The sequence below is a fragment of the Lentzea sp. NPDC102401 genome, assembly GCF_044765805.1.
GTDB lineage: Bacteria > Actinomycetota > Actinomycetes > Mycobacteriales > Pseudonocardiaceae > Lentzea > Lentzea sokolovensis.
In genome coordinates, this window is sequence record NZ_JBIWKS010000004.1 from 111,037 (window position 1) to 131,832 (window position 20,796).

The 20,796-nt window shown below is 68.3% G+C and carries 21 protein-coding genes; 11 read left to right on the forward strand and 10 right to left on the reverse strand.

Features of this window, described 5'->3' with window-relative positions:
* Positions 1-466 precede the first annotated feature (466 nt).
* From ACIRG5_RS15565 to ACIRG5_RS15575, 3 genes are read left to right on the forward strand one after another with little or no spacing between them, the layout of a single operon-like run.
* Positions 467-3,136: an alpha/beta fold hydrolase gene (locus tag ACIRG5_RS15565; RefSeq protein WP_402905137.1), complete on the forward strand. Its 2,670-nt coding sequence runs from the start codon at positions 467-469 to the stop codon at positions 3,134-3,136.
* Positions 3,129-3,317: a hypothetical protein gene (locus tag ACIRG5_RS15570; RefSeq protein WP_402905139.1), complete on the forward strand. Its 189-nt coding sequence runs from the start codon at positions 3,129-3,131 to the stop codon at positions 3,315-3,317. The genes ACIRG5_RS15565 and ACIRG5_RS15570 overlap by 8 nt, the downstream gene beginning before the upstream one ends.
* Positions 3,314-4,240, forward strand: coding sequence for an ABC transporter permease (locus ACIRG5_RS15575; RefSeq protein ID WP_402905141.1), 927 nt, complete (start codon positions 3,314-3,316; stop codon positions 4,238-4,240). The genes ACIRG5_RS15570 and ACIRG5_RS15575 overlap by 4 nt, the downstream gene beginning before the upstream one ends.
* 3 nt (positions 4,241-4,243) lie before the next feature.
* On the opposite strand, the gene ACIRG5_RS15580 is transcribed toward ACIRG5_RS15575, so the two are convergent.
* Entirely contained in the window at positions 4,244-4,636 is a 393-nt protein-coding gene (locus tag ACIRG5_RS15580; protein WP_330273506.1) for a VOC family protein, read from the reverse strand.
* 56 nt (positions 4,637-4,692) lie between these two features.
* Here ACIRG5_RS15580 and ACIRG5_RS15585 point away from each other — a divergent pair, with 56 nt between their 5' ends.
* Complete coding sequence (locus tag ACIRG5_RS15585) at positions 4,693-5,073, forward strand: VOC family protein (RefSeq protein WP_319977062.1); 381 nt, start codon at positions 4,693-4,695, stop codon at positions 5,071-5,073.
* On the opposite strand, the gene ACIRG5_RS15590 is transcribed toward ACIRG5_RS15585, so the two are convergent.
* The 5 genes from ACIRG5_RS15590 to ACIRG5_RS15610 form a co-directional block, all read right to left on the reverse strand.
* Positions 5,070-5,417 carry an MmcQ/YjbR family DNA-binding protein gene (locus tag ACIRG5_RS15590; protein ID WP_093596799.1) on the reverse strand — a complete coding sequence of 116 codons (348 nt, stop codon included), beginning with the start codon at positions 5,415-5,417 and terminating at the stop codon, positions 5,070-5,072. The genes ACIRG5_RS15585 and ACIRG5_RS15590 overlap by 4 nt on opposite strands.
* Positions 5,418-5,425: 8 nt before the next feature.
* A complete protein-coding gene (locus ACIRG5_RS15595) occupies positions 5,426-5,857 on the reverse strand; it encodes a MarR family winged helix-turn-helix transcriptional regulator (RefSeq protein ID WP_319977063.1) in 432 nt (143 codons plus the stop codon).
* Positions 5,858-6,025: 168 nt separating this feature from the next.
* A complete protein-coding gene (locus ACIRG5_RS15600) occupies positions 6,026-6,583 on the reverse strand; it encodes a DUF6193 family natural product biosynthesis protein (RefSeq protein ID WP_402905143.1) in 558 nt (185 codons plus the stop codon).
* 147 nt (positions 6,584-6,730) lie between these two features.
* The gene (gene uvrB / locus ACIRG5_RS15605) at positions 6,731-8,893 is read right to left on the reverse strand and encodes an excinuclease ABC subunit UvrB (RefSeq protein ID WP_402905145.1); all 2,163 of its coding nucleotides are present in this window, start codon (positions 8,891-8,893) and stop codon (positions 6,731-6,733) included.
* 55 nt (positions 8,894-8,948) lie between these two features.
* Positions 8,949-10,055 (reverse strand): DUF5685 family protein, encoded by a 1,107-nt coding sequence (locus ACIRG5_RS15610; protein ID WP_402905147.1) that lies wholly within the window; start codon positions 10,053-10,055, stop codon positions 8,949-8,951.
* Positions 10,056-10,105: 50 nt separating this feature from the next.
* On the opposite strand from ACIRG5_RS15610, the gene ACIRG5_RS15615 reads away from it, so the two are divergent.
* Complete coding sequence (locus ACIRG5_RS15615; RefSeq protein WP_402905149.1) at positions 10,106-10,615, forward strand: DUF402 domain-containing protein; 510 nt, start codon at positions 10,106-10,108, stop codon at positions 10,613-10,615.
* A gap of 88 nt (positions 10,616-10,703) precedes the next feature.
* Positions 10,704-11,222, forward strand: a complete 519-nt coding sequence (locus ACIRG5_RS15620) for a DUF402 domain-containing protein (protein ID WP_093596810.1) — start codon at positions 10,704-10,706, stop codon at positions 11,220-11,222.
* On the opposite strand, the gene coaE is transcribed toward ACIRG5_RS15620, so the two are convergent.
* From coaE to rpsA, 3 genes are all read right to left on the reverse strand, one after another.
* Complete coding sequence (gene coaE, locus ACIRG5_RS15625; RefSeq protein WP_402905151.1) at positions 11,198-12,346, reverse strand: dephospho-CoA kinase; 1,149 nt, start codon at positions 12,344-12,346, stop codon at positions 11,198-11,200. The genes ACIRG5_RS15620 and coaE overlap by 25 nt on opposite strands.
* Before the next feature lie 10 nt (positions 12,347-12,356).
* Positions 12,357-12,812 carry a hypothetical protein gene (locus ACIRG5_RS15630; RefSeq protein WP_319977069.1) on the reverse strand — a complete coding sequence of 152 codons (456 nt, stop codon included), beginning with the start codon at positions 12,810-12,812 and terminating at the stop codon, positions 12,357-12,359.
* A 772-nt stretch (positions 12,813-13,584) separates the two neighbouring features.
* Positions 13,585-15,075 (reverse strand): 30S ribosomal protein S1, encoded by a 1,491-nt coding sequence (gene rpsA / locus ACIRG5_RS15635; protein ID WP_319977070.1) that lies wholly within the window; start codon positions 15,073-15,075, stop codon positions 13,585-13,587.
* Between the two features lie 179 nt (positions 15,076-15,254).
* On the opposite strand from rpsA, the gene ACIRG5_RS15640 reads away from it, so the two are divergent.
* The 5 genes from ACIRG5_RS15640 (at position 15,255) to ACIRG5_RS15660 (ending at position 20,213) form a co-directional block, all read left to right on the forward strand.
* Positions 15,255-16,088, forward strand: a complete 834-nt coding sequence (locus ACIRG5_RS15640) for a class I SAM-dependent methyltransferase (protein WP_402905153.1) — start codon at positions 15,255-15,257, stop codon at positions 16,086-16,088.
* A gap of 11 nt (positions 16,089-16,099) precedes the next feature.
* Positions 16,100-17,020 carry a GNAT family N-acetyltransferase gene (locus tag ACIRG5_RS15645; RefSeq protein WP_402905154.1) on the forward strand — a complete coding sequence of 307 codons (921 nt, stop codon included), beginning with the start codon at positions 16,100-16,102 and terminating at the stop codon, positions 17,018-17,020.
* Positions 17,021-17,098: 78 nt separating this feature from the next.
* Positions 17,099-17,728 carry an ABC transporter ATP-binding protein gene (locus ACIRG5_RS15650; RefSeq protein ID WP_402905156.1) on the forward strand — a complete coding sequence of 210 codons (630 nt, stop codon included), beginning with the start codon at positions 17,099-17,101 and terminating at the stop codon, positions 17,726-17,728.
* Positions 17,725-19,641 carry a YhgE/Pip family protein gene (locus ACIRG5_RS15655; protein WP_402905158.1) on the forward strand — a complete coding sequence of 639 codons (1,917 nt, stop codon included), beginning with the start codon at positions 17,725-17,727 and terminating at the stop codon, positions 19,639-19,641. Before ACIRG5_RS15650 ends, ACIRG5_RS15655 begins: the two co-directional genes overlap by 4 nt.
* Positions 19,638-20,213: a TetR/AcrR family transcriptional regulator gene (locus tag ACIRG5_RS15660; RefSeq protein WP_285639208.1), complete on the forward strand. Its 576-nt coding sequence runs from the start codon at positions 19,638-19,640 to the stop codon at positions 20,211-20,213. The genes ACIRG5_RS15655 and ACIRG5_RS15660 overlap by 4 nt, the downstream gene beginning before the upstream one ends.
* On the opposite strand, the gene ACIRG5_RS15665 is transcribed toward ACIRG5_RS15660, so the two are convergent.
* Positions 20,210-20,716 (reverse strand): hypothetical protein, encoded by a 507-nt coding sequence (locus ACIRG5_RS15665; protein WP_402905160.1) that lies wholly within the window; start codon positions 20,714-20,716, stop codon positions 20,210-20,212. The two genes, ACIRG5_RS15660 and ACIRG5_RS15665, sit on opposite strands and share 4 nt — an antisense overlap.
* Between the last annotated feature and the right edge of the window lie 80 nt (positions 20,717-20,796).

The window sequence follows — 20,796 nt, forward strand, 5'->3', positions numbered from 1 at the left end:
GATGATCTCTCGAACGACCGACGGCACCGGGAGCTCCACGCCGAGCTCCGTATTGACGACACCGCCGCTTAGGGAGTACTCCCCTCCATGCTGCGTCAATATTGTGCTCCACGAAGTGCGGTTAGCGCCACACAGGGTGAGCAGACCCACGTAACCAGGCGCAACGGGAATACGCCGCGTGTCGTTCGGCCCGGAACCGCCTCTACCTGAAGCCCTGCTGAAGATCCACTCATGCTGAGACCGCGAGCGGATCCTGACAGGCGGTTCTCAGCAAAACTCGCATATCGTCATCCCCGTGTCCCGCCTATCCCGCCTTCGCGGCAGGTGGACGATCCCCGCATTGATCGTGGTCCTCGCCCTCGTCGCTGGTGGCGTGTACTTCACTCGATCCGGAGACGACCCCGTAGCCGTTTCCTTCAAAGAAGCGAACATCGACGCACCTGAGAGCCCTGACAGCGCTCAGACGGTGACGATCGAGACGCGCCTCTACCTCCCCCAGCAGACGCCCGCGCCCGCGATCATGCTCGCGCACGGTTTCGGCGGCAGTCTGCGCAGCGTGCACACCCAGGCCGAGGAGTTCGCCCGGCGCGGTTTCGTCGTTCTGACGTGGTCCGCGCGCGGTTTCGGCCGCAGCACGGGCCAGATCGCGCTGAACTCGATCGACCGCGAGGTCCGCGACGCGCAGAAGCTCCTCGACTTCCTCGGCACACGTGACGAGGTGGAGAAGGACAGCGGTGGCGACCCCCGCGTGGGCGTGACAGGCGCGTCGTACGGCGGTGCGTTGTCACTGCTGCTCGCGGGCGTCGACAAGCGCGTCGACACCATCGTCCCCGTCATCACCTACAACGACCTCGCTCAGTCGCTACTGCCGAACTCGGCGCTGGCGACCCCGCGGGCGGACGCCACCCCGTCCGCCACCGCGTTCGGCGAGGACGGCGTCTTCAAGCGGTCGTGGGCGGGCATCTTCTTCTCCGCGGGCATGACGTCGATCGACCTCTCGTCCCCCACGGGTGACGCGCCGGAGACGGGCCAGCGGGAGTCGTCGAACCAGCAGGGCACCGCGCCCGCGCCGGGCGGCAACTCGGGCGCGCAGGGCCTCCAGCCGCCCACGCCGTCGCTGGGCGCGTGCGGCCGGTTCACGCCCGAGGTCTGCACGGCCTACACCGAGGTCGCCACGAAGGGCAGCGCTTCGCAGCAGACGCTCGAACTGCTGCGCAAGTCGTCCCCGGTCGCCGTGACCGACCAGATCAAGCAGCCGACGATGCTGGTGCAGGGCGAGCAGGACACCCTGTTCGGCCTCGACCAGTCCGACGCCACCGCGCGTCAGATCGCGGCGGCCGGCGGCAAGGTGAAGATGGTCTGGTACGCGGGCGGCCACGACGGCGGCAACCCCGGCACCGCGCTGCGCGGTGAGATCGCCGACTGGATGGACTTCCACCTGCGCGGCAAGGGAACCGACCCCGGCGCCGGCTTCGAGTACACGGTTCAGGGCGCGTTCCGCTCGTCCGGCCAGCCGTCGCTGCGCACGGTCGTCGCGCCGTCGTACCCCGGCCTCGCCCAGGGTTCCTCCACCGAACGCAGGACGCTGAAGCTCAGCGGACGCGAGCAGGTCGTGGTGAACCCGGCGGGCGGCAACCCGGCGTCGATCAGCAACCTGCCGGGCCTGGGTTCGGCGCTGTCGCGGTCGGCGGCGATCTCGTCGCGACTGTCGCTCGACATGCCGGGCCAGGCCGCGGTGTTCACCTCGGACGCCCTGGACTCGCAGGTGCTGCTGACCGGGTCGTCGACGGTGAAGCTGCGCGTCGCGCGCGGTGACCAGACCTCCGGTGAGGCGATCCTGTTCGCCAAGCTCTACGACGTCGCCGCGGACGGCACCCGCACGCTGCCGGGCTCGATCGTCGCCCCGTTCCGCGTGGCGCTGCCGACGGACGGTTCCGCCGCCGAGGTGACGGTGACGCTGCCCGGCACCGTCCGTCCTGTTGAGAGCGAGCACATGCTGGCTCTCGTGGTGTCCACGACGGACCAGGCGTTCGCGAACGCCGAGCAGCCCGCCGCGTACCGGATCTCGCTGGCCTCCGACGAGATCTCGGTGCCCGTGGTGCCCGGCCGCAACGTCACCGAGGGCTTCCCGACGGAAGCCTTGTGGGGCATCGTGATCGCGCTGCTGGTGCTGATCGGCTCCGGCATCATCGCGATGTTCCGCCGGCGCATGGCGCAGGACTCGGACCCCGACCTCGCCGACGTGCCGCTGGTCATCACCAATCTCACGAAGGCCTACCCCGGCGGCGTGACGGCGGTGAAGGACCTGTCGTTCCGCGTGGAGCACGGCATGGTGCTCGGTCTGCTCGGCCCCAACGGCGCCGGCAAGACCACGACGCTGCGCATGGTGATGGGCCTGATCCACCCGTCCGAGGGCCACATCCGGGTCTTCGGGCACAAGGTCACGCCAGGCGCTCCGGTGCTGTCGCGGATCGGGTCGTTCGTCGAGGGCTCCGGCTTCCTGCCGCACCTCTCCGGCGCCGCGAACCTCCACCTGTACTGGGCGGCGACGGGCCGGCCGGTGGACGAGGCGCACTTCGACGAGGCGCTGGAGATCGCGGGCCTCGGCAAGGCGGTGCACCGCCGCGTGCGCACGTACAGCCAGGGCATGCGCCAGCGGCTGGCGATCGCCCAGGCGATGCTCGGTCTCCCGGACCTGCTGATCCTGGACGAGCCGGCCAACGGGCTCGACCCGCCCCAGATCCACCAGATGCGCGAGGTCCTGCGCCGCTACGCCGCGGCGGGCCGCACGGTCGTCGTGTCGTCGCACCTGCTGGCCGAGGTGGAGCAGACCTGTTCGCACGTGGTCGTGATGCACAAGGGTCAGCTCGTCGCCGCCGGCGAGGTGGCCGACATCGCGGCGGGAGGCGGCGAGGCGACGTTCCGCGTCGACTCCCCCTCGAAGGCAGCCGATGTCCTGCGGAGCCTCGAAGGCGTGCACGACGTGCACGAGGACGAGGACGCCGTGCACGCGTCGATGAACGGCGTCCCGCGTTCCGTCGCACTGACCGCTCTCGTGGCGGCCGGTGTGGCAGTGGATCAGGCGGGCCCGCGACGCAGGCTGGAAGACGCGTTCTTGGAGCTGGTCGGTGAATGACTTCCTGATGGCAGCGGCGTCCGCCACGGCGGACGCCCCGAACCCCGCGGCGGTCGAGGTGCTGGCCGAGGCCGGCCTCGACGTGACGGACGAGATCGTGGCGACGCCCGCGTTCGCGCCCGTGCGGACCGCGAACCCGAACCGCACGAAAGCACCGATCCGGCAGGAGGTGGACAGGTGAACGAGAACAGCGTCCACACCGACCCCGGCGCGCTCAAGGACCTCACCGACGCGGCCGCCCTGCAGCACACCAAGGTGGCGCCGGACGGCTCGTCGGTCGGGTACAAAGCGCGCCGCACGCTCCGCATCCACGTGGAGCTGCAACGGCAGATCCGTCGCAGGCGGACCCAGCTCGTGCTGGGTTTCCTGGTGCTGCTGCCGTTCATCCTCGCGGCGAGCTTCGAGATCGGTCAGTCCGACCCGAACCGCCGCTCCGGTGGTTTCGTGGACCTCGCGACCGCCAGCGGCATCAACTTCGTGGTGCTCACGCTGTTCGTGAGCAGCAGCTTCCTGCTGCCGATGATCGTGGCGCTGTTCTTCGGCGACACGATCGCGTCCGAAGCGTCGTGGTCGAGTCTCAAGTACCTGCTCGCCGCACCGATCCCGAGGCACCGCCTCCTGCGGCAGAAGGCCGTCAGCAGCGGCATCCTCAGCGTCTTCGCCCTCGCCCTGCTTCCCGCGGTGGCCCTGGGCGTCGGCGTGGCCTGGTACGGCGCCGGCGAGGTGGTGAGCCCGACCGGCGAGGCCGCCCCGTTCGGCGACGGCGTGCTTGGGATGGCGCTCGCGGTCGTGTACATCGCGATCAACCTGTTCTGGGTCGCGGGCCTCGCGATGTTCCTGTCCGTGTCCACCGACGCACCTCTCGGCGCGGTCGGTGGCACGGTGCTCGTCTCGATCCTGTCGCAGATCCTCGACCAGATCGAGCCGCTCGGGGACCTGCGCAACTACCTGCCGACGCACTACGCGATGGCGTGGGCCGACCTGCTCTCGACCGACATCGACTGGTCGGAGATGACCCGCGGAGCGTTCTCCGCGCTCGTCTACGGCGGCGTCTTCACGCTGCTCGCGGCACGCCAGTTCAAGACGAAGGACATCACCAGCTAGCGATCACTGCACGCAGAACTCGTTGCCCTCGGGGTCGAGCATCACGACCCAGTGGCCCTTGTTGTCGTTGAACTCGCGAACCCGCGTGGCACCAAGGGAAACGAGCCGATCAACCGCCTCCAGCCCGGCGTTCACGTCGAGGTGGAGGCGGTTTTTCGCGGTCTTGCCCTCCGGCACGCGCTGGAAGAAGAACCGCGGGCCCTTGCCCTCGGGGTCGATGATCGCCGAGTAGTCGTTGACCGACTCGAAGGGGATCTTGTTCTTGACCGCGAAGTCCTCCCAGGACTCGAAGCCGGGAGGTGGTGGCTGCAGCACGTATCCGAGCGCCTCCGCCCAGAAGGCGGCCAGCTTTCCCGGGTCTGCCGCGTCCATCGTGACCTGGATTCCGATTGCCATGACGCCACCGTAGAAGCCAATGCGGACAACCACTGTCCGGAGTAGCGTGCCGTCTCATGTCGCGTCCTGTGCACTTCGAGATCCACGCCGCAGATCCCGAGCGAGCGCGGAACTTCTACACCTCCGTCTTCGGCTGGAAGATCGAACAGTGGGGCGACATCCCCTACTGGGTCATCACCACCGGCGACGACGACCAGCCCGGCGTGAACGGAGGCCTGCTCCCCCGCCGGGGCCCCGACCCCGACCCGGACGCGCCGATCCACGGGTACGTCATGACGATCAGCGTGATCGACATCGACGTCGCCATCGCCGCCATCGAGGTCAACGGCGGCACGGTCGCGCTGCCCAAGGACAAGATGCCCGGCGTCGGCCTGCTCGCGTACTACAAGGACACCGAGAACAACATCTTCGGCATCCTCCAGCCGGAAGAGCGCTAGGCGGGCCGTTTCCGCTTGGGCAACCGCGCGACGACGGCCTCGTAGGAGCCGTCGACCAGCTCCAGCAGGTCGTCGTCGGGCACGGACCCCTTGAGCGCGATGGTGTTCCAGCCGTACCGGCCGACGTACCCGCTCACCGTGACGTCACCGGGAAAGCGCTCTCGCCACACCGCGGCGGCCTCGGCGTCGGCACCGCACTTGAGCCCGACCGTGTGCACGTCAAGCCCGATGAAGGCGAACGCCTTCCCGCCGACCTTGCACACCAACTCGGCCTCGCCCCACGGATACGTCTCTTCCGCGCCAGGCTTCCCCGCGCAGTAAACGATCAACTCATCCAGTGTCACAACAGGAATTATCGCGCGCCGAACACCGCGACGAAACGAGTGAGCAACCGGGCGAACTCCGCCCGCTCCTCCTCGCTCCAGTCCGTCATGGCGGCGGCACAAGCACTTTGCCGGGCCCGGTGCAGCTCAGCGGACGTGGCCCGCCCCCGCGGCGTGCGCACGAGCAACACCCGCCGGCCGTCCGCCTTGTCCGCGATCCTCGACACCAGCCCGGCATCGACCGCACTGGTGACGAGCTTGCTGGCCCGGGGTTGATCGACGTGCAAAGCCAAGGCAACACTGGAAACCGTGGCCTGAGCCCCGGTCCGTTCCGCAGTTTCCACGACATCGAGCACGTCAAAGGCCGGAACAGCCAACTCGGCCAGCGCCCGACGTGACTGACTGCGCCGCACAGCGATCAGCGCCTGCTCCACCGCGGCGAGGTGGGAGTCCACATCCACCCCGAGATCATGGCCGTCCCGCGCCCTGACGAAAGCTGTCAGCGAACATCTCACCCCAGAGGGCGATTTACGCGCGACGCGCGAATCGTTACAAGCGCGCGGGATTACCCGCCGCAGTCACCGATCTAACCGTGAGCGACGTCCATAATGGACGAACTAGCACCCGGCTCAGCGTGAACGAAGCTCCTCGGGCGACGGCACACCGAGCCGGTCCATCTCGGCCAGGCACACCCGGACCGCCTCGGCGGCGTCGTAGGTGACCTCGGGTTCCACCTGCCGACTCTCGGCGACCGTGAACCGTCCGTCGCCGGCCGGCCGCACCCACGGGCCGGGCACCCAGTACTCATCCGCCGTCGGCCGGAACGACATCCACCACATCGACTTGAACGGGTACATCCGCCGCAGCCGCGGTTCCCGCATCGCCGCCTCGACGAACTCGCCCAGGCCGTCCGTCTTGTTCGCGCGGTACTGCTGCCAGCTGAGTTCGGTCCGGTCGCCGCTCTCGTACGCGTCGGCGACGTCGACGAAATCGGCGAACGGCCAGGCAGCGGCCAGCTCTCGCGGGGTGGCGCCGCCGAGCCAGGCCGCGGCGGATCCGGTGACCGCGGCCAGTTCGGTCGTGGTCACCCGGCTCAGGTACTTCTCCCGCAGTTGGTGCCGCACGTAGAACAGGCGCTCGGCCGCAACAGGTGTGACGTGCACGGCGCGATCACCCTTGCTCGCCATGACCACGAAGCCGCCGAAGGCTCTCGGAGAGTCACGCAGATCGATGCCACAGCCAGGACAGGCCGCCTGAAGCACAGCCGTGAGGCCACCCTCGTCGACCACGTCCTGGTACAGCGATTCCCCCTTGCCGCCCCAAGCTACCTGCGGTCACTTGACCCCGGCGGCGTCCATCCCTCGCAGTTCCTTCTTCAGGTCCTGGATCTCGTCCCGCAGCCGGCCCGCCAGCTCGAACTGCAGATCCCGGGCCGCGTTCATCATCTGGTCGGTCAGCGACTGCACCAGATCCGCCAGTTCGGACCGGGCCATCCCGGCCCGCTCGTGCGACGCGACGACCCCGGAGGAACGACCGCCCTCGCCGGTGGCCCGCTTGCCGCGGGACTGGTTGCGGCCTGAGCCGCCGACCGGGACCTCGTCCTCCACCTCGGAGTACACGGCCTCCAGGATGTCGGTGATCTTCTTCCGCAACGGCTGCGGGTCGAGGCCGCGCTCGAGGTTGTAGGCGACCTGCTTCTCGCGCCGGCGGTTGGTCTCGTCGATCGCGTGCCGCATCGAGTCGGTGATGCGGTCCGCGTACATGTGGACCTCACCGGACACGTTTCGCGCGGCACGGCCGATCGTCTGCACCAGCGACGTGCCCGAGCGCAGGAAGCCTTCCTTGTCCGCGTCGAGGATCGCCACCAGCGACACCTCGGGCAGGTCGAGGCCTTCCCGGAGCAGGTTGATGCCGATCAGCACGTCGTAGTCGCCGAGACGAAGCTGCCGCAGCAGTTCGACGCGGCGCAGGGTGTCGACCTCGGAGTGCAGGTAGCGGACCCTGATGCCCAGCTCCAGCAGGTAGTCCGTCAGGTCCTCGGCCATCTTCTTGGTCAGCGTGGTGACCAGCACCCGCTCGTCGCGCTCCGCCCGTTCGCGGATCGAGTGCACCAGGTCGTCGATCTGGCCCTCGGTAGGCTTCACGACGACCTCGGGGTCGATGAGGCCGGTGGGGCGGATGACCTGCTCGACGAACTCGCCGCCGGCCTGGCCCATCTCGTACGGGCCCGGCGTGGCGGACAGGTACACGACCTGCCCGATCCGGTCGGCGAACTCCTCCCAGGTGAGCGGGCGGTTGTCCAACGCGGACGGCAGCCGGAACCCGTGCTCGACCAGGTTGCGCTTGCGGGACGCGTCGCCCTCGTACATGCCGCCGATCTGCGGCACCGTCACGTGCGACTCGTCGATGACCATCAGGAAGTCGTCGGGGAAGTAGTCGATCAGCGTGGCCGGCGCGGTGCCGGCACCGCGGCCGTCGATGTGGCGCGAGTAGTTCTCGATGCCGTTGCAGAAGCCGACCTGCTTCATCATCTCCAGGTCGTACTGGGTGCGCATGCGCAGGCGCTGGGCCTCCAGCAGCTTGCCCTGGCGCTCCATCTGCGCGAGCGTCGTCTCCAGCTCCGCCTCGATGTCGCGGATCGCGCGCTCCATGCGCTCCGGGCCCGCCACGTAGTGCGTCGCGGGGAAGATCCGGAGCTCGGAGACCTCCTTCACCACGTCGCCGGTGAGCGGGTGGAGGTAGAAGAGCTTGTCGATCTCGTCGCCGAAGAACTCGACGCGGATCGCGAGCTCCTCGTAGGACGGGATGATCTCGACCGTGTCGCCGCGCACGCGGAACGAACCGCGGGTGAACGACATGTCGTTGCGGGTGTACTGGACGTCGACCAGCAGGCGCAGGAACGCGTCGCGGTCGACCTCCACGCCGGTCTCCAGCGGGATCGAGCGGTCGAGGTACGACTGGGGCGTGCCCAGGCCGTAGATGCACGACACCGACGCGACCACGATGACGTCGCGCCTGGTCAGCAGCGACATCGTGGCCGAGTGGCGCAGCCGCTCGACGTCGTCGTTGATCGAGGAGTCCTTCTCGATGTACGTGTCCGTCTGCGGGATGTACGCCTCAGGCTGGTAGTAGTCGTAGTAGCTGACGAAGTACTCCACCGCGTTGTGCGGGAAGAGCTCCTTCAGCTCGTTCGCCAGCTGGGCGGCCAGGGTCTTGTTCGGCGCCATCACCAGCGTCGGGCGCTGCAACTTCTCGACCAGCCACGCCGTGGTCGCCGACTTGCCGGTACCCGTGGCACCGAGCAGCACCACGTCGCGCTCGCCGGCGCGGACGCGGCGTTCGAGGTCGGCGATGGCCGCCGGCTGGTCGCCGGCGGGCTGGTAGTCGCTGACCACGCGGAACTGCCCGTCGGACCGGACGATGTCGCCGACGGGACGGTGCTCGGAGTGCGCCTTGACGGTGCTTTCCTCTGGCGGGAGCTCGGTTGCGAAAGCCACGGGAAGCACGTTACGCCGGAGGTCTGACAATTTCCGATTATGCCTGCTCAGAGGCCTAATCGCATGGGCAGCAGTTGCAGTCGCAGTCACAGTTCGGGCCGCAGTCGGGGCCGGGGTCGCAGCCGTCCCGCCGCTTGTCGCTCCACGGCCCGGGGAACGGGTCGCGGCAGCAGAACTGACACGTTCCGCACATGTAGAGGAACGCTCCGCAGCCCTCGAAGCACCCACGCGGCTGCCGCTGCCAGTTGAGCCTCGGATAGGACCACAGCCCGCTGCCGGGGTCCGACCAGCGCGGCTTGCCCGGCGGGTGCTCGTGCCGCTTGCGCTTGCCGAACACCCGAATGATCGACTCCTCCAGCTCGTGCACCAGCAGCTTGTGCACGAGGCGGGCGTCGGTGAACTCGACCTCGTCGAGAGCCAGCCTGATCCCCGTCACGGCGTCCAGGCAAAGCCGATGCGCCTCGGAGACGGGTGTTCCGGTGGCGAGCAACGGGTTCCACGCTCCCGAAGCGCGGTCCTCCTCCAGGTCCTCCGCGGCGTCGATCAGGTGCGCGACCCGTCCGAAGAGGCGGCCCACCTCGCGCAACGGCTCGACGTTCTGCGGCTTCCCGGCGATGATCGCGGTCTGCCCGACGGCGAACGCGGTCGCGGTCTCCGTGGGTTCGGTGACCACGAGCACGGAGCTGCCGAGCCCGGCACCGGCCTCCACCTCGGGCTGCCGCCGCACCGCGTCCACCATCACCGACGCGTCGAACCCGAGGTCGGACGCCGTCCCCAGCCCCTTGGAGGCCCAGCGCCGCGCCACCGCGCGGCCGGCCCACCCGACCCGTCCGGCGAGGCCGTCACCGTCGTCCACGTGGTCCTGGATCTTCAACGACGCCAGCACGAGCGACACCGAGGCCGCCAGCCGTGCCCCGGAACCGACGGCCACGTCGGCGGACTTCATGCCGCGCAACGCACACGGCCCTGCGGTCCGCCGCGAGACGCCGGACTGCGCCTCCACCGCGGCCGAGATCATCAGCCCGTCGTAGTTGGTGACGAGACGCGAGAGATGACCGTGCTCGTCGCGCAGCGACAGGCACATTCCACAAAGGTGTGAGAGCCACGCGGACCGCAGCTCAGCGCCCATTCTGTTGCGACAGGGGCGGATGATCCCGAACATGCGCGGCATCCTAAGTGGCCGCGGCCTCCAACGATGGCAGTATCGCGGACGTGGCACACATCCATCCGCCGAAGATCGAGTACTTCGACCTGGACGCCAAGAGCAACACCGATCCCAAGGGGCAGCTGCGCAGCGTCGACGAGTTCCGTCTCACGCCGACCGGCCTCTACATGTTCCGGCCGCTCGCGGGGCATCCGAAGATCAGCCACTTCGAGAGCTGGTTCCTGCCCAAGCTCAACATCCGCGTCACGCGCCAGTCCTGGCATCAGGGTCATCAGCTCGACTTCGACTTCTACGTGGACGTCGTGGAGATCAACGCGATCGGCAGCGTCTGGAAAACAACCGATCTGTACCTCGACCTGATAGTCCGAACGGGTCACAGCGTCACCGTTCTGGACACGGACGAGTTGATCTCCGCAGTTCAGCACAACCTGCTCTCACCGCAACGCGCGCAATGGGCACTGGAAACCACCTACACGGCGGTGTCCGGAATTTCAGCGCACGGTCACGATGTGGTCAGGTGGCTCACCTCTTCGGGTTGTCCTACGTCCTGGCGTTAGTACACAGAGCGTGTTCGTCACCTGACCGTGACGTAACAAATCGACCCGGCGTGTAACTGCGAGCACATATTTGACTACGCTCGGCGGCGTGGGAGCGGTCACTACACCTCAGTTGGTCGATGTCGTCGACACCATTTCGGGCGTGCGCGCTTATTCGTCCGGTGGATCACGAACGCTCAGTTCGTGCAATGTCGAACGGTGGGGTCTGCGAATCGAGCATCCCACTCCGGAGGACCCGTTCTCGGACTCCGAGGTCACCTGGCTGATGCCCGAACTGGGCGTGCGCCTGACGACCTACCGCCCGCGTTCCCGGCACGCGCGCAGCACTCCGAGCGTGCTGTCCGCGGTGCGCGTCGAGCGCGACCACCGCCACTGGCAGACCACGGACCTGCTGCTGGGCCTGGCCGTTCCCGGCGGCACCACGGCCCGCATCGTGCGCAGCGAGGAGTTCGCCGCCGCCGTCGCGGGCCGCGTGCTGCGGCCGGGTGACGCCGACCAGGCGTTGCGCACGGTCCACCGCACCCTCGAAGAGCTGAGCAACGTCAACCACAACCTGACGTCGTGGCTGACGTGGCACGGCATCTACGACTCCTGGCCGCCCCTGTAGGCCTCGACGCGCTGCACGGCCGCCTCCATCCAGGGTTCCTTCGCCTCACCGTAGGCGAACCCGGTGGTATCGGCCGCAAAACGTTGGGACAGTTCCAACTTCAGGTTGGTGTACTCCTCACGAGCCGCGGCGTCGTGCCGCAGCCAGTCGCGGAAGTCGATCGCCCACCGCCAGCTCGCCGCGCCTTCGACGCGCAGGTGCAGGTTCACGCGCCGTCCAGGGTCAGCGCCGGCGTGCAGCCGCTTGCTCCAGTCACCCTCGCCACGCGGCGTGTCCTCGTACGACCCGAGGTAAGGGAACCCGGCCTGCCCCAACGCTTCCCGCAGATCGTCCGCGGTCTCCATGTCCTCGACGGCCAGCTGGAAGTCGAGCACGTCCTTGGCCGCGAGCCCCGGTACCGCCGTGGACCCGATGTGCTCGACGTGCCGCCCACCTGCCGCCATGCTGATCCGCCGCGCGATCCGCCGAGCCTGAGCAGGCCACCGCCCGTCGTAGGGCACCACGATCGGCGAGCCGGACGCGTAGGCCCCGGTCCGCAGGTTCTTCTCGAATCCCACCAACCGGTCCCACAACGTCGTGACGTCCGGAACCTCACCGCTGTTGTCCAGCCACACGTCCGCAACGGCCCGCCGCTGCTCATCGGTGGCCTGCGCGGCGATCCGGTTCTCGGCATCCTGCCGATCCATGCCGCGACTGTCGACCAGCCGCCCCAGCCGCGTCGCGGAGTCCGCGTACACGACGATCACCAGGTGGTACATGGCCGCCATGTCCCGCTCCACCAGCAACGGGATGTCGTGCACGACGATGGCGTCCTCGGCGGCCTCGCTCATCCGCTGTCCGGTCAGCGCCCCGATCCGGGGATGCGTGATCCCGTTGAGCGTCTGCCGAGCCTCTTCACTCGCGAACGCCTTGGCGGCCAACGCCGCCCGGTCGAGCGTGCCGTCAGCGTTGAGCACGTCCTCACCGAACGCCTTGACGACCTCCTTGAGCCCGTCAGTCCCAGGCTCAAGCACCTCACGCGCAAGCTTGTCCGCGTCGATGACAACGGCACCGCGCTCCACGAGCAACCGCGCGACCGTCGACTTGCCGGACCCGATTCCCCCGGTCAACCCCACCCTGAGCATGCGGGTCAGGTTAGACGGGCGGCGTCATCGACTGCTGGGCGAGTACCGGCAGGACCGCGACCAACTTCTCCTTGGGGATGAAGTTGTTCCGGTTGCGCACCACGAAGGTCGACTTCCCGAGCGACCCGATGAGCAACTGCTCGTCCTTGCCCTCGACCAACGTCCCCTTCTGCTTGCCGACGTCGACCTCGGTGATCTTCGCCCCCTCGGCCCGCTCCGCCTCGACACTCTCGTTGACACGAGTACGAGCCGTCAGGTCATCGGTGTACGTCGACAGCCCGATGACGATCTTGGCGTCCGGCAGGTTCTTCTTCTCGGGAATCCCGTAGTAACAGTCGATCTTCCCGGTCCGCCCGATCCCGGGCTCCTTGATGCCGACGATGATCCGAGGCTCCCCGCCAAGCTCCTGCCCGAGCGTCGCGTTCATGACCTCAGCAGGCACCACGAGCTCACAGTCGTCAGGCAACGCCCGATCCACCATCACCGGAACCCGAGACGGCGTAGTGGGCGGCGTGATCCGAGGAATCTGAGGCGGCGGCGCCTGAGTCTGCGGCACAGCAGCAGAACAGGCCGCACAAACCACCAGCACACCCGCACCGAGCGCCACGACGAGCTTGTTCCCACGCATAGGTTTGTCAACCTACACAACGAGGTTGACCCTCCACCACAGAGTGAACGGGTACGCAGACAACCGCGAAGCCGAAGGCGAGCCGTCCTTACCGAGCGGGCCCGGCGGTGGGGTCCCGTCACGAGTCGCACCACAGCTCCTGCTGCATGCGAGAAGGGGTGTCAACTCGACACGCTTTTCGTCGAGTTGACACCCCTTCTCGCATGTGGCCCGCTCCTGGTGCGGCTCGTGACGGGGCCCCACCGCCAACGCAACCCCCTAAGCAACGCGCAGCCGCCCGACGCAACAGGCGTGCCATCAACCCACCCACGGCGCCACCCCCCGATCAGATTGCCGGGGGTCTGGGGGCAGAGCCCCCAGGGGAAGCACCCAACGCAAGGTCGCCGCCCGCAAGGTGACCACCCGCAAGGTCGCGGTTGGCAAGGTGACCACCCGCAAGACCGCGAAGACCGCGCACAGCACCGGAACACACGCTGACGCAGGCGTCCCCCCGATCCGGGAACCCCTACATCTCAACCTACTCAGAGGGTCTGACAAACAAAGACCCCCGCACCCAAAGGGTGCAGGGGCCTTCGTTCAGTCAGCTAGCGCGAGCCAGGGAATCCCGGACTCACATGCCGCCCGACAGCTTCTCCCGAAGAGCAGCAAGCTGCTCGTCGGAGGCAAGCGTGCCACCGGACTGAGCCGGCGCACCGACGGACGCGGAAGGAGCGTCGCCACCGGAGGTGTAGTTGCCCGCACCCTCGGCCGAAGCCTCTTCCTCGGCCTCGGCGGCCTTGCGGATCTGCTTCATGTGGGCCTCGTAACGAGTGTGCGCCTCGGCGTACTGGCGCTCCCACTCCTCACGCTGCTTGTCGAAGCCCTCGCCCCACTCCTGCGACTCCGGGTCGAAGCCTTCGGGGTAGATGTAGTTGCCCTGGTCGTCGTACTCGGCGGCCATGCCGTACTGGGTCGGGTCGAACTCGGTGTCGACCGTGAAGCCCTCGTTGGCCTGCTTGAGCGACAGCGAGATGCGACGGCGGTCGAGGTCGATGTCGATGACCTTGACCATGACGTCGTCGCCGACCTGGACGACCTGCTCCGGGATCTCCACGTGGCGCTCGGCCAGCTCGGAGATGTGGACCAGGCCCTCGATGCCCTCGTCCACGCGGACGAACGCACCGAACGGAACCAGCTTGGTGACCTTGCCCGGCACGATCTGGCCGATCGCGTGGGTGCGGGCGAACTGGCGCCACGGGTCTTCCTGCGTCGCCTTGAGCGACAGCGACACGCGCTCGCGCTCCATGTCGACGTCGAGGACCTCGACGGTGACTTCCTGGCCGACCTCGACAACCTCGGACGGGTGGTCGATGTGCTTCCAGGACAGCTCCGAGACGTGGACGAGACCGTCGACGCCACCCAGGTCCACGAAGGCACCGAAGTTGACGATCGAGGACACGACGCCCTTGCGGACCTGGCCCTTCTGCAGCTGGTTGAGGAACTCGCTGCGGACCTCGGACTGGGTCTGCTCGAGCCACGCGCGACGGGACAGGACCACGTTGTTGCGGTTCTTGTCCAGCTCGATGATCTTCGCCTCGAGCTCACGGCCGACGTACGGCTGGAGGTCGCGGACGCGACGCATCTCGACGAGCGAGGCGGGGAGGAAGCCGCGGAGGCCGATGTCGAGGATGAGACCACCCTTGACGACCTCGATGACCGTGCCCTTGACGGGCTCGTCCTTCTCCTTGAGGGCCTCGATGGTGCCCCACGCACGCTCGTACTGAGCGCGCTTCTTGGAGAGGATCAGACGGCCTTCCTTGTCCTCCTTCTGGAGAACAAGCGCCTCGACCTCGTCACCGACCTTGACGACCTCGTTGGGGTCGACGTCGTGCTTGATCGACAGTTCGCGCGAGGGGATGACGCCCTCGGTCTTGTAGCCGATGTCGAGCAGGACCTCGTCCCGGTCGACCTTGACGATCGTGCCCTCAACGATGTCGCCATCGTTGAAGTACTTGATCGTCTTGTCGATAGCTGCGAGGAAGTCCTCCTCCGTCCCGATGTCGTTGATCGCGACCTGCTTGGGAGCAGCGGCAACGGGGGCGGTGGTGGTGTCGGTGGACATTAGGTAGGTGGCTCCGGTACGGATTGGCATTGATTGGCTGGTAGTGGTGCGCGCGCAGCGACACAGCGACCTGGAATCCCGCGGTTCTGGATCATGGGCAGCACTAACCCACTACGCACGCGATATCGTACGCGGCCGCGAGACGCGCAAGCAAACCAGCCCCCACGTGAAGGAGCAGTGTGTCCAACCAGCACGCGAGCGCGGAGCACGCGCTCGGCACCACCGGCATCGTCAAGCGCGGGGCGGACGCCGCCGAGTCGCGGGTGGCGAACCGAATCTGGTGGGACGCGGACGCCGACGACTACCACGAGACGCACGGCGACTTCCTGGGCGCGGCGGACTTCGTCTGGTGCCCGGAGGGCGTGCGCGAGGACGACGTCCGGTTCCTGGGTGAAATCGCTGGTCAGCGCATTCTCGAAGTGGGCTGCGGCAGCGCCCCGTGCGCCCGCTGGCTCAAGGACAACAAGGCGGACGTCACCGCTTTCGACATCTCCGAGGGCATGCTCCGGCACGCCCGCGTGAACAACGCGGCCACCGGAATCGACGTCCCGCTCGTCCAGGCCAGCGCCGACCAGCTGCCGTTCAGGGACGACTCCTTCGACGCCGCCTGCAGCGCGTTCGGCGCAGTGCCGTTCGTCGCGGACGTCCAGGAAGTTTTTCGCGAACTCGCCCGCGTGCTCCGGCCGGGCGCGCCCTGGGTGTTCTCGGTCAACCACCCGATGCGGTGGATCTTCCCCGACGACCCCGGCCCGCTCGGTCTCACCGTCACGCAGTCGTACTTCGACCGCACCCCCTATGTAGAGGTGGACGACGAGGGCAGGGCCACCTACGTGGAGCACCACCGCACGCTCGGCGACTACGTCCGTGCGCTCACGAACACCGGCTTCGTGGTCGAGGACCTGGTCGAACCCGAATGGCCGAAGGGCCACACCCGCAACTGGGGCCAGTGGAGCCCACTGCGCGGCAAGCTGTTCCCCGGCACCGCGATCTTCCGGACCCGCCTGACGTCGTAATCTCAACGGCCATGACCTCGGCACGCGGACTGGTGGCGGCCCAGTCGGCACGTTTCGCGTCGCTGGACCCGTTGCTCCCGCCCGCCACCGAACCGCCGATGGACGGCCACGTCATCACGGCGGCGCTGGCGGACGGCACGCGCGTGGCCGGGGTCGTCAGCCACCAGAGCTTCGAACCGCACTCGATCACGCGGCTGTGGTCGACGGCCGAGGTCTGGGAGATGCTCCCCCTGGTCGGGGAGGCGCAGGGCATGGACGCGCTGCTCACCCGCTTCCGCCGGCACCTCGACTCGCAGGAGGTCGGCGACGACACGGCGTGCGTCGTGCACTGGCCGAGCCGCGACAGCAAAGCCGCACGGGCGTTCCTGGATCACGGCCTCGTGCCGCTGTCCGTGCTCGCCGTGCGCCTGAAAACGCCGGCCCAGCACATCTCCCGCACGCTCACGATGCGCCGTGCCACCCCTCGCGACCTGGAGACCGTGCTGGAGCTGTCGCTCGCGGAGCTGGAGTACTCCTCCCACGTCGGCTCGACGATCGTGCGCCCGGAGGCCGCGGCGGTGAAACGCCGGGCACTGGTCGAGCGGCTCGAGAACGCGAGCCCCATCTGGCTCGCCGAACGCGACGGCATCGCGGTGGCCCTCGCCGAGTGCGCGATCGTGTCGTCCGAACCAGGCACGATGGCGGCCGCGCGACTCCCCCGCGGCCGCTGGGGCTATGTGAACTGCGTCTCCGTGCTCCCCGGCGCCCGCGGCAACGGCATCGGCCAGCAGCTCCTCGCCCACGCCCACCAGGAACTTCACCGGATGGGCACGGTCGGCACCTACCTCTACTACAACCCGCCGAACCCGCTGAGCAGCGTCTTCTGGCCGCGTCAGGGTTACCGGCCGCTGTGGACCGTCTGGGAAGTACGCCCCGCCTCCGCCCTTAGGTGACCAATGTCCGAGTTGCAGAGCGCCGAAGGCTGCGGGAGAATTTGTACTGACCGGTCAGTTTAAACGGAGGGTAAAGCCGTGGAGATCCACGCAAGTCGAGCAGGCGTCAACGGGGGCCATGGTCCCCTGCTCCGGCCGACTTCGCTGATCGTGAAGCCCGGCGAGCTCACGCTGGTCGCGGGCGAGCCCGGCACCGGTCACACGGCGCTCGGCCTGTTGCTGTCCGGCCGCATGAAGCCGTCCACGGGCACCGTGTCGCCGGACGCGAAGACGCTGCGCAAGCGCGTCGTGCTGATCGACGCCCCCGAGGTGAACGAACCGGAAGAGGCGCTGACCCTGTCCGCCGTCGTCGGCGAGGAGCTCGCGATGAACGGCATGCCCTCCGGCAAGAAGGCAGTGCACGACTGGTTGGTGGAGCACGCCGCCGATGAGCACGCGACCAAACGCTTCGAGCACATCCCGGCACGCACGCGTTGCGCCGTGATGCTCGACCTGGCCGCCGCACGCCCCGGCGTCACGGCGCTGATCCTCGACTGCCCCGACCGCTACCACCCTGATCCGCGCGAGTGGTTCGCACTGGCCCACGACCACGTGACCCCCGAACGGTCCGTCGTCGTCCTGTGCTCGAACTCCTCCGCTCACATCCTCGACCTCCCGCACGCGCGCCTTGGTGAGGACAACGACACCAAGATGGAGATCACCGCATGAGCGCCCTTCGCATGGCCTTCAACGAACTCCGCCGGATCACCTCCGGCAAGCTCCCCAAGCTCGCCGTACTGGCTCTGGCGCTCGTGCCGCTGCTGTACGCGTCGCTGTACCTGTACGCCAACAAGGACCCGTACGCGAACCTCAACCACGTCCCCGCCGCGCTGGTCGTGAAGGACAAGGGCGCCAAGGACCTCAACGCCGGCAAGGACGTCGCGGACGAACTGCTGAACGGCAAGAAGTTCAACTGGCAGGTCGTCGACGACGCCGACGAGGGCGTGCGCAAGGGCAAGTACATCTTCGCCCTGACGCTGCCGGAGGACTTCTCCGAGGCGCTCACGTCCGCGGAGCAGAACAAGCCGCGCCAGGGCGTGCTGACCCTGACGACCAACGACGCCAACAACTACCTGGGCAGCACGATCGCGAACCAGGTCGTGTCCGAGGTGCGCAGGGCGGTCACGGCGAAGGTCTCCACCGAGGCCGCGGACAAGCTGCTGCTCGGGTTCTCCACGATCCGCCAGGAGACCACCAAGGCCGCCGACGGCGCCAAGCAGCTCGCGGACGGCAGCGCGACACTGCGCGACAAGATCGGCGAGCTCGACAGCGGCGTCCAGCAGCTCTCCACGGGTGCGGTGACGGCGGCCAACGGCGCCGCGCAACTCCGCGACGGCACGCACGAACTCCGTTCGCAGACCGCACCACTGCCAGAAGGTGCCAAGAAGATCGCGGACGGCGCGCGCCAGGTCGCCACCGGCAACGAGACCGCCGCGACCCAGGCCGAGGAGTACGCGAAGAAGGCCCAAGCGCTCGTCGGCGTGCTCGACCAGGCCAACGGCGACATCGCGACCCGCTTGCGCGCCTTGGGTTTCACCGAGGAGCAGGTGCAGAACGTGCTGGGCACGATCGGTCAGGTCCGCAAGCCGGTGGACGACGCCAACGGCAAGGTCCAGGGCGCCGCCGGTGATCTCCGCAAGCTCGCGACCGGCGCGGACCAGGTGGCCGACGGCGCCGAGCAGCTCTCGTCCAAGATGCCCGGCCTCGTCTCCGGCGTCGCCAGGCTCGACGATGGCGCCACGAAGCTCGCCGACGGCAACGCGCAGCTCCGCGACGGCCTGCAGAAGGCGGCCACCGGCACCCCGCAGCTCAAGGACGGCGCCACGAAGCTCGCGACCGGCGCGGCGGAACTGAGCGACGGCCTGTCCGGCGGCATCAACAAGATCCCGGACCAGGACGACCCGACGCGTGCCGCGATCGCGCAGGCGATCGGTGACCCGGTGGCGGTGCGCGGCCTGTCCCAGACGAAGGCCGCCACGTACGGCGCCGGACTGGCACCGTTCTTCCTGGGCCTGGCGACGTGGATCGGCGCGTTCGTGCTGTTCCTTCTGCTGCGCCCGCTCTCACGCCGTGCGCTCGCCGCCGGTCAGTCAGCGCTGCGTGTCGCCGTGGGCGGTTGGCTGCCGGGTGCGTTGCTCGGCATCGTGCAGGTGCTGGTGATGTTCACGGTCGTGCGGTTCGTGGTCGACATCGAGCCGTCGAACCCCATCGGCACGTTCGGGTTCCTCGCTCTGATGTCACTGACGTTCGTGGCGATCCTGCACGCGCTGAACGCCGCGTTCGGCGCCGTAGGCAAGTTCCTGGGCCTGATCCTGCTGATCCTTCAGCTGGTCAGCGCGGGTGGCACGTTCCCGTGGCAGACGATCCCCGTGCCGCTGTACCCGCTGCACTACGGCCTGCCGATGGGCTACGCGGTCGACGGTCTGCGCCACCTGATGTACGGCGGTGACCTCGGCAGCGTGGGAAAGGACGCGCTGATCCTTCTCGCCTGGCTGCTCGGAGCCCTAGCCTTGTCGTCCGTGGCGGCCTACAAGCAGCGGGTGTGGACAGCGTCCAAGCTGAAGCCGGAGCTCGTGCTGTGAGCGCGCGAACGACAGCTACCAAGCAGAAGCTCTTCGACGCGGCGTTGAAGCTGGTCGGCGAACGGGGCGCGGCCTCGGTGACGGTCGACGAGATAGCCGCGGAGGCGGGCGTCGCCAAAGGCACGATCTACTACAACTTCGCCTCGAAGGACGCCCTCGTCGAAGCGCTGCTGCACCACGGCGTGGAGATCCTCGCGGGCCGGCTGCGGTCCGCGGAGGGGTCGGAGGACTCGCTGGAGGCGCTGGTCGACGAGATGCTCGGCTTCTGGGCCGAGTACCCGGCGTTCGGCCAGCTGCTCGTCTCGGAGCTGTGGCGCACGCCGGGCCAGTGGCACGGCACTCTCTCGTTGCTGCGCGACGACATCGTGTCGATCGTGCGCGGTCAGATGAAGCGCCTGTCCGACGCGGGCCGCCTGCCGGAAGGGGTCGAGGTCGGCACCGCGTCGGCGGCGTTGTTCGGCACGTTGCTCGTGATCGCGCTGGACTGGCAGGTGTTCCAGCCGGAGCGGTCACGCGCGGAGGTGCGCGACTCCGTCATGCTGCTGGTGCGGGGGATGCGCTCGGCGCGTTAGAGCTGAGCGATCCGCTCCGGTCGTTGCAGAGCGGAGACCTGGGCGATCACGACGACGGCCAGAGCGGCGGCCACGACGGTGAGCGCCAGGGACAGCACCGCCGCCGCGCGGTAGGCGGGCCCGTCGTCGACGAACGTCTCGGCCGCGTTGGCGAGCATCATCGCGAGGAACGCGTACTGCCAGGGCTTGATCCACGGGCTGGGCACCCGTTCCTCGAACGGCTTGTCGTGCTGCGTCACGTCGGACGCCCGCCACACGTCCGCCATCTGCCTGGCCTCGCGCAGGCCGATGGCCGTGGCGTTGACCGAGGCGTGCCGGACCCAGATCGCGAACGCGACCGCGGCGGGCAGCAACAGCAGTGACGCGAGCACGTCGCGCCTCGCCTCACCCGTGCTCAGGTCGAGTGCTGTGCCGAGCGCGCTCGCCACGGCGACCAGCACGATCAGGCCCTGGGCCACGTACCCGGTGACGCGGACATCTCTCAGTTCGATGTGAGCGCTCATTCGACTTCCCCCGGAAGGCACACGTCCCCCGACGTCGGCACTGAGCGTACGACGTCAACGCCCGATCGAGCGATGCGTTT

Coding starts and splice junctions, on each gene's coding strand:
- ACIRG5_RS15580 (WP_330273506.1), bottom strand. CDS start 4,636: ATGGCAATCGGAATCCAGGTCACGATGGACGCGGCAGACCCGGGAAAG.
- ACIRG5_RS15585 (WP_319977062.1), top strand. CDS start 4,693: ATGTCGCGTCCTGTGCACTTCGAGATCCACGCCGCAGATCCCGAGCGA.
- ACIRG5_RS15600 (WP_402905143.1), bottom strand. CDS start 6,583: ATGGCGAGCAAGGGTGATCGCGCCGTGCACGTCACACCTGTTGCGGCC.
- ACIRG5_RS15610 (WP_402905147.1), bottom strand. CDS start 10,055: ATGTTCGGGATCATCCGCCCCTGTCGCAACAGAATGGGCGCTGAGCTG.
- coaE (WP_402905151.1), bottom strand. CDS start 12,346: ATGCTCAGGGTGGGGTTGACCGGGGGAATCGGGTCCGGCAAGTCGACG.
- rpsA (WP_319977070.1), bottom strand. CDS start 15,075: ATGTCCACCGACACCACCACCGCCCCCGTTGCCGCTGCTCCCAAGCAG.
- ACIRG5_RS15645 (WP_402905154.1), top strand. CDS start 16,100: ATGACCTCGGCACGCGGACTGGTGGCGGCCCAGTCGGCACGTTTCGCG.
- ACIRG5_RS15655 (WP_402905158.1), top strand. CDS start 17,725: ATGAGCGCCCTTCGCATGGCCTTCAACGAACTCCGCCGGATCACCTCC.
- ACIRG5_RS15665 (WP_402905160.1), bottom strand. CDS start 20,716: ATGAGCGCTCACATCGAACTGAGAGATGTCCGCGTCACCGGGTACGTG.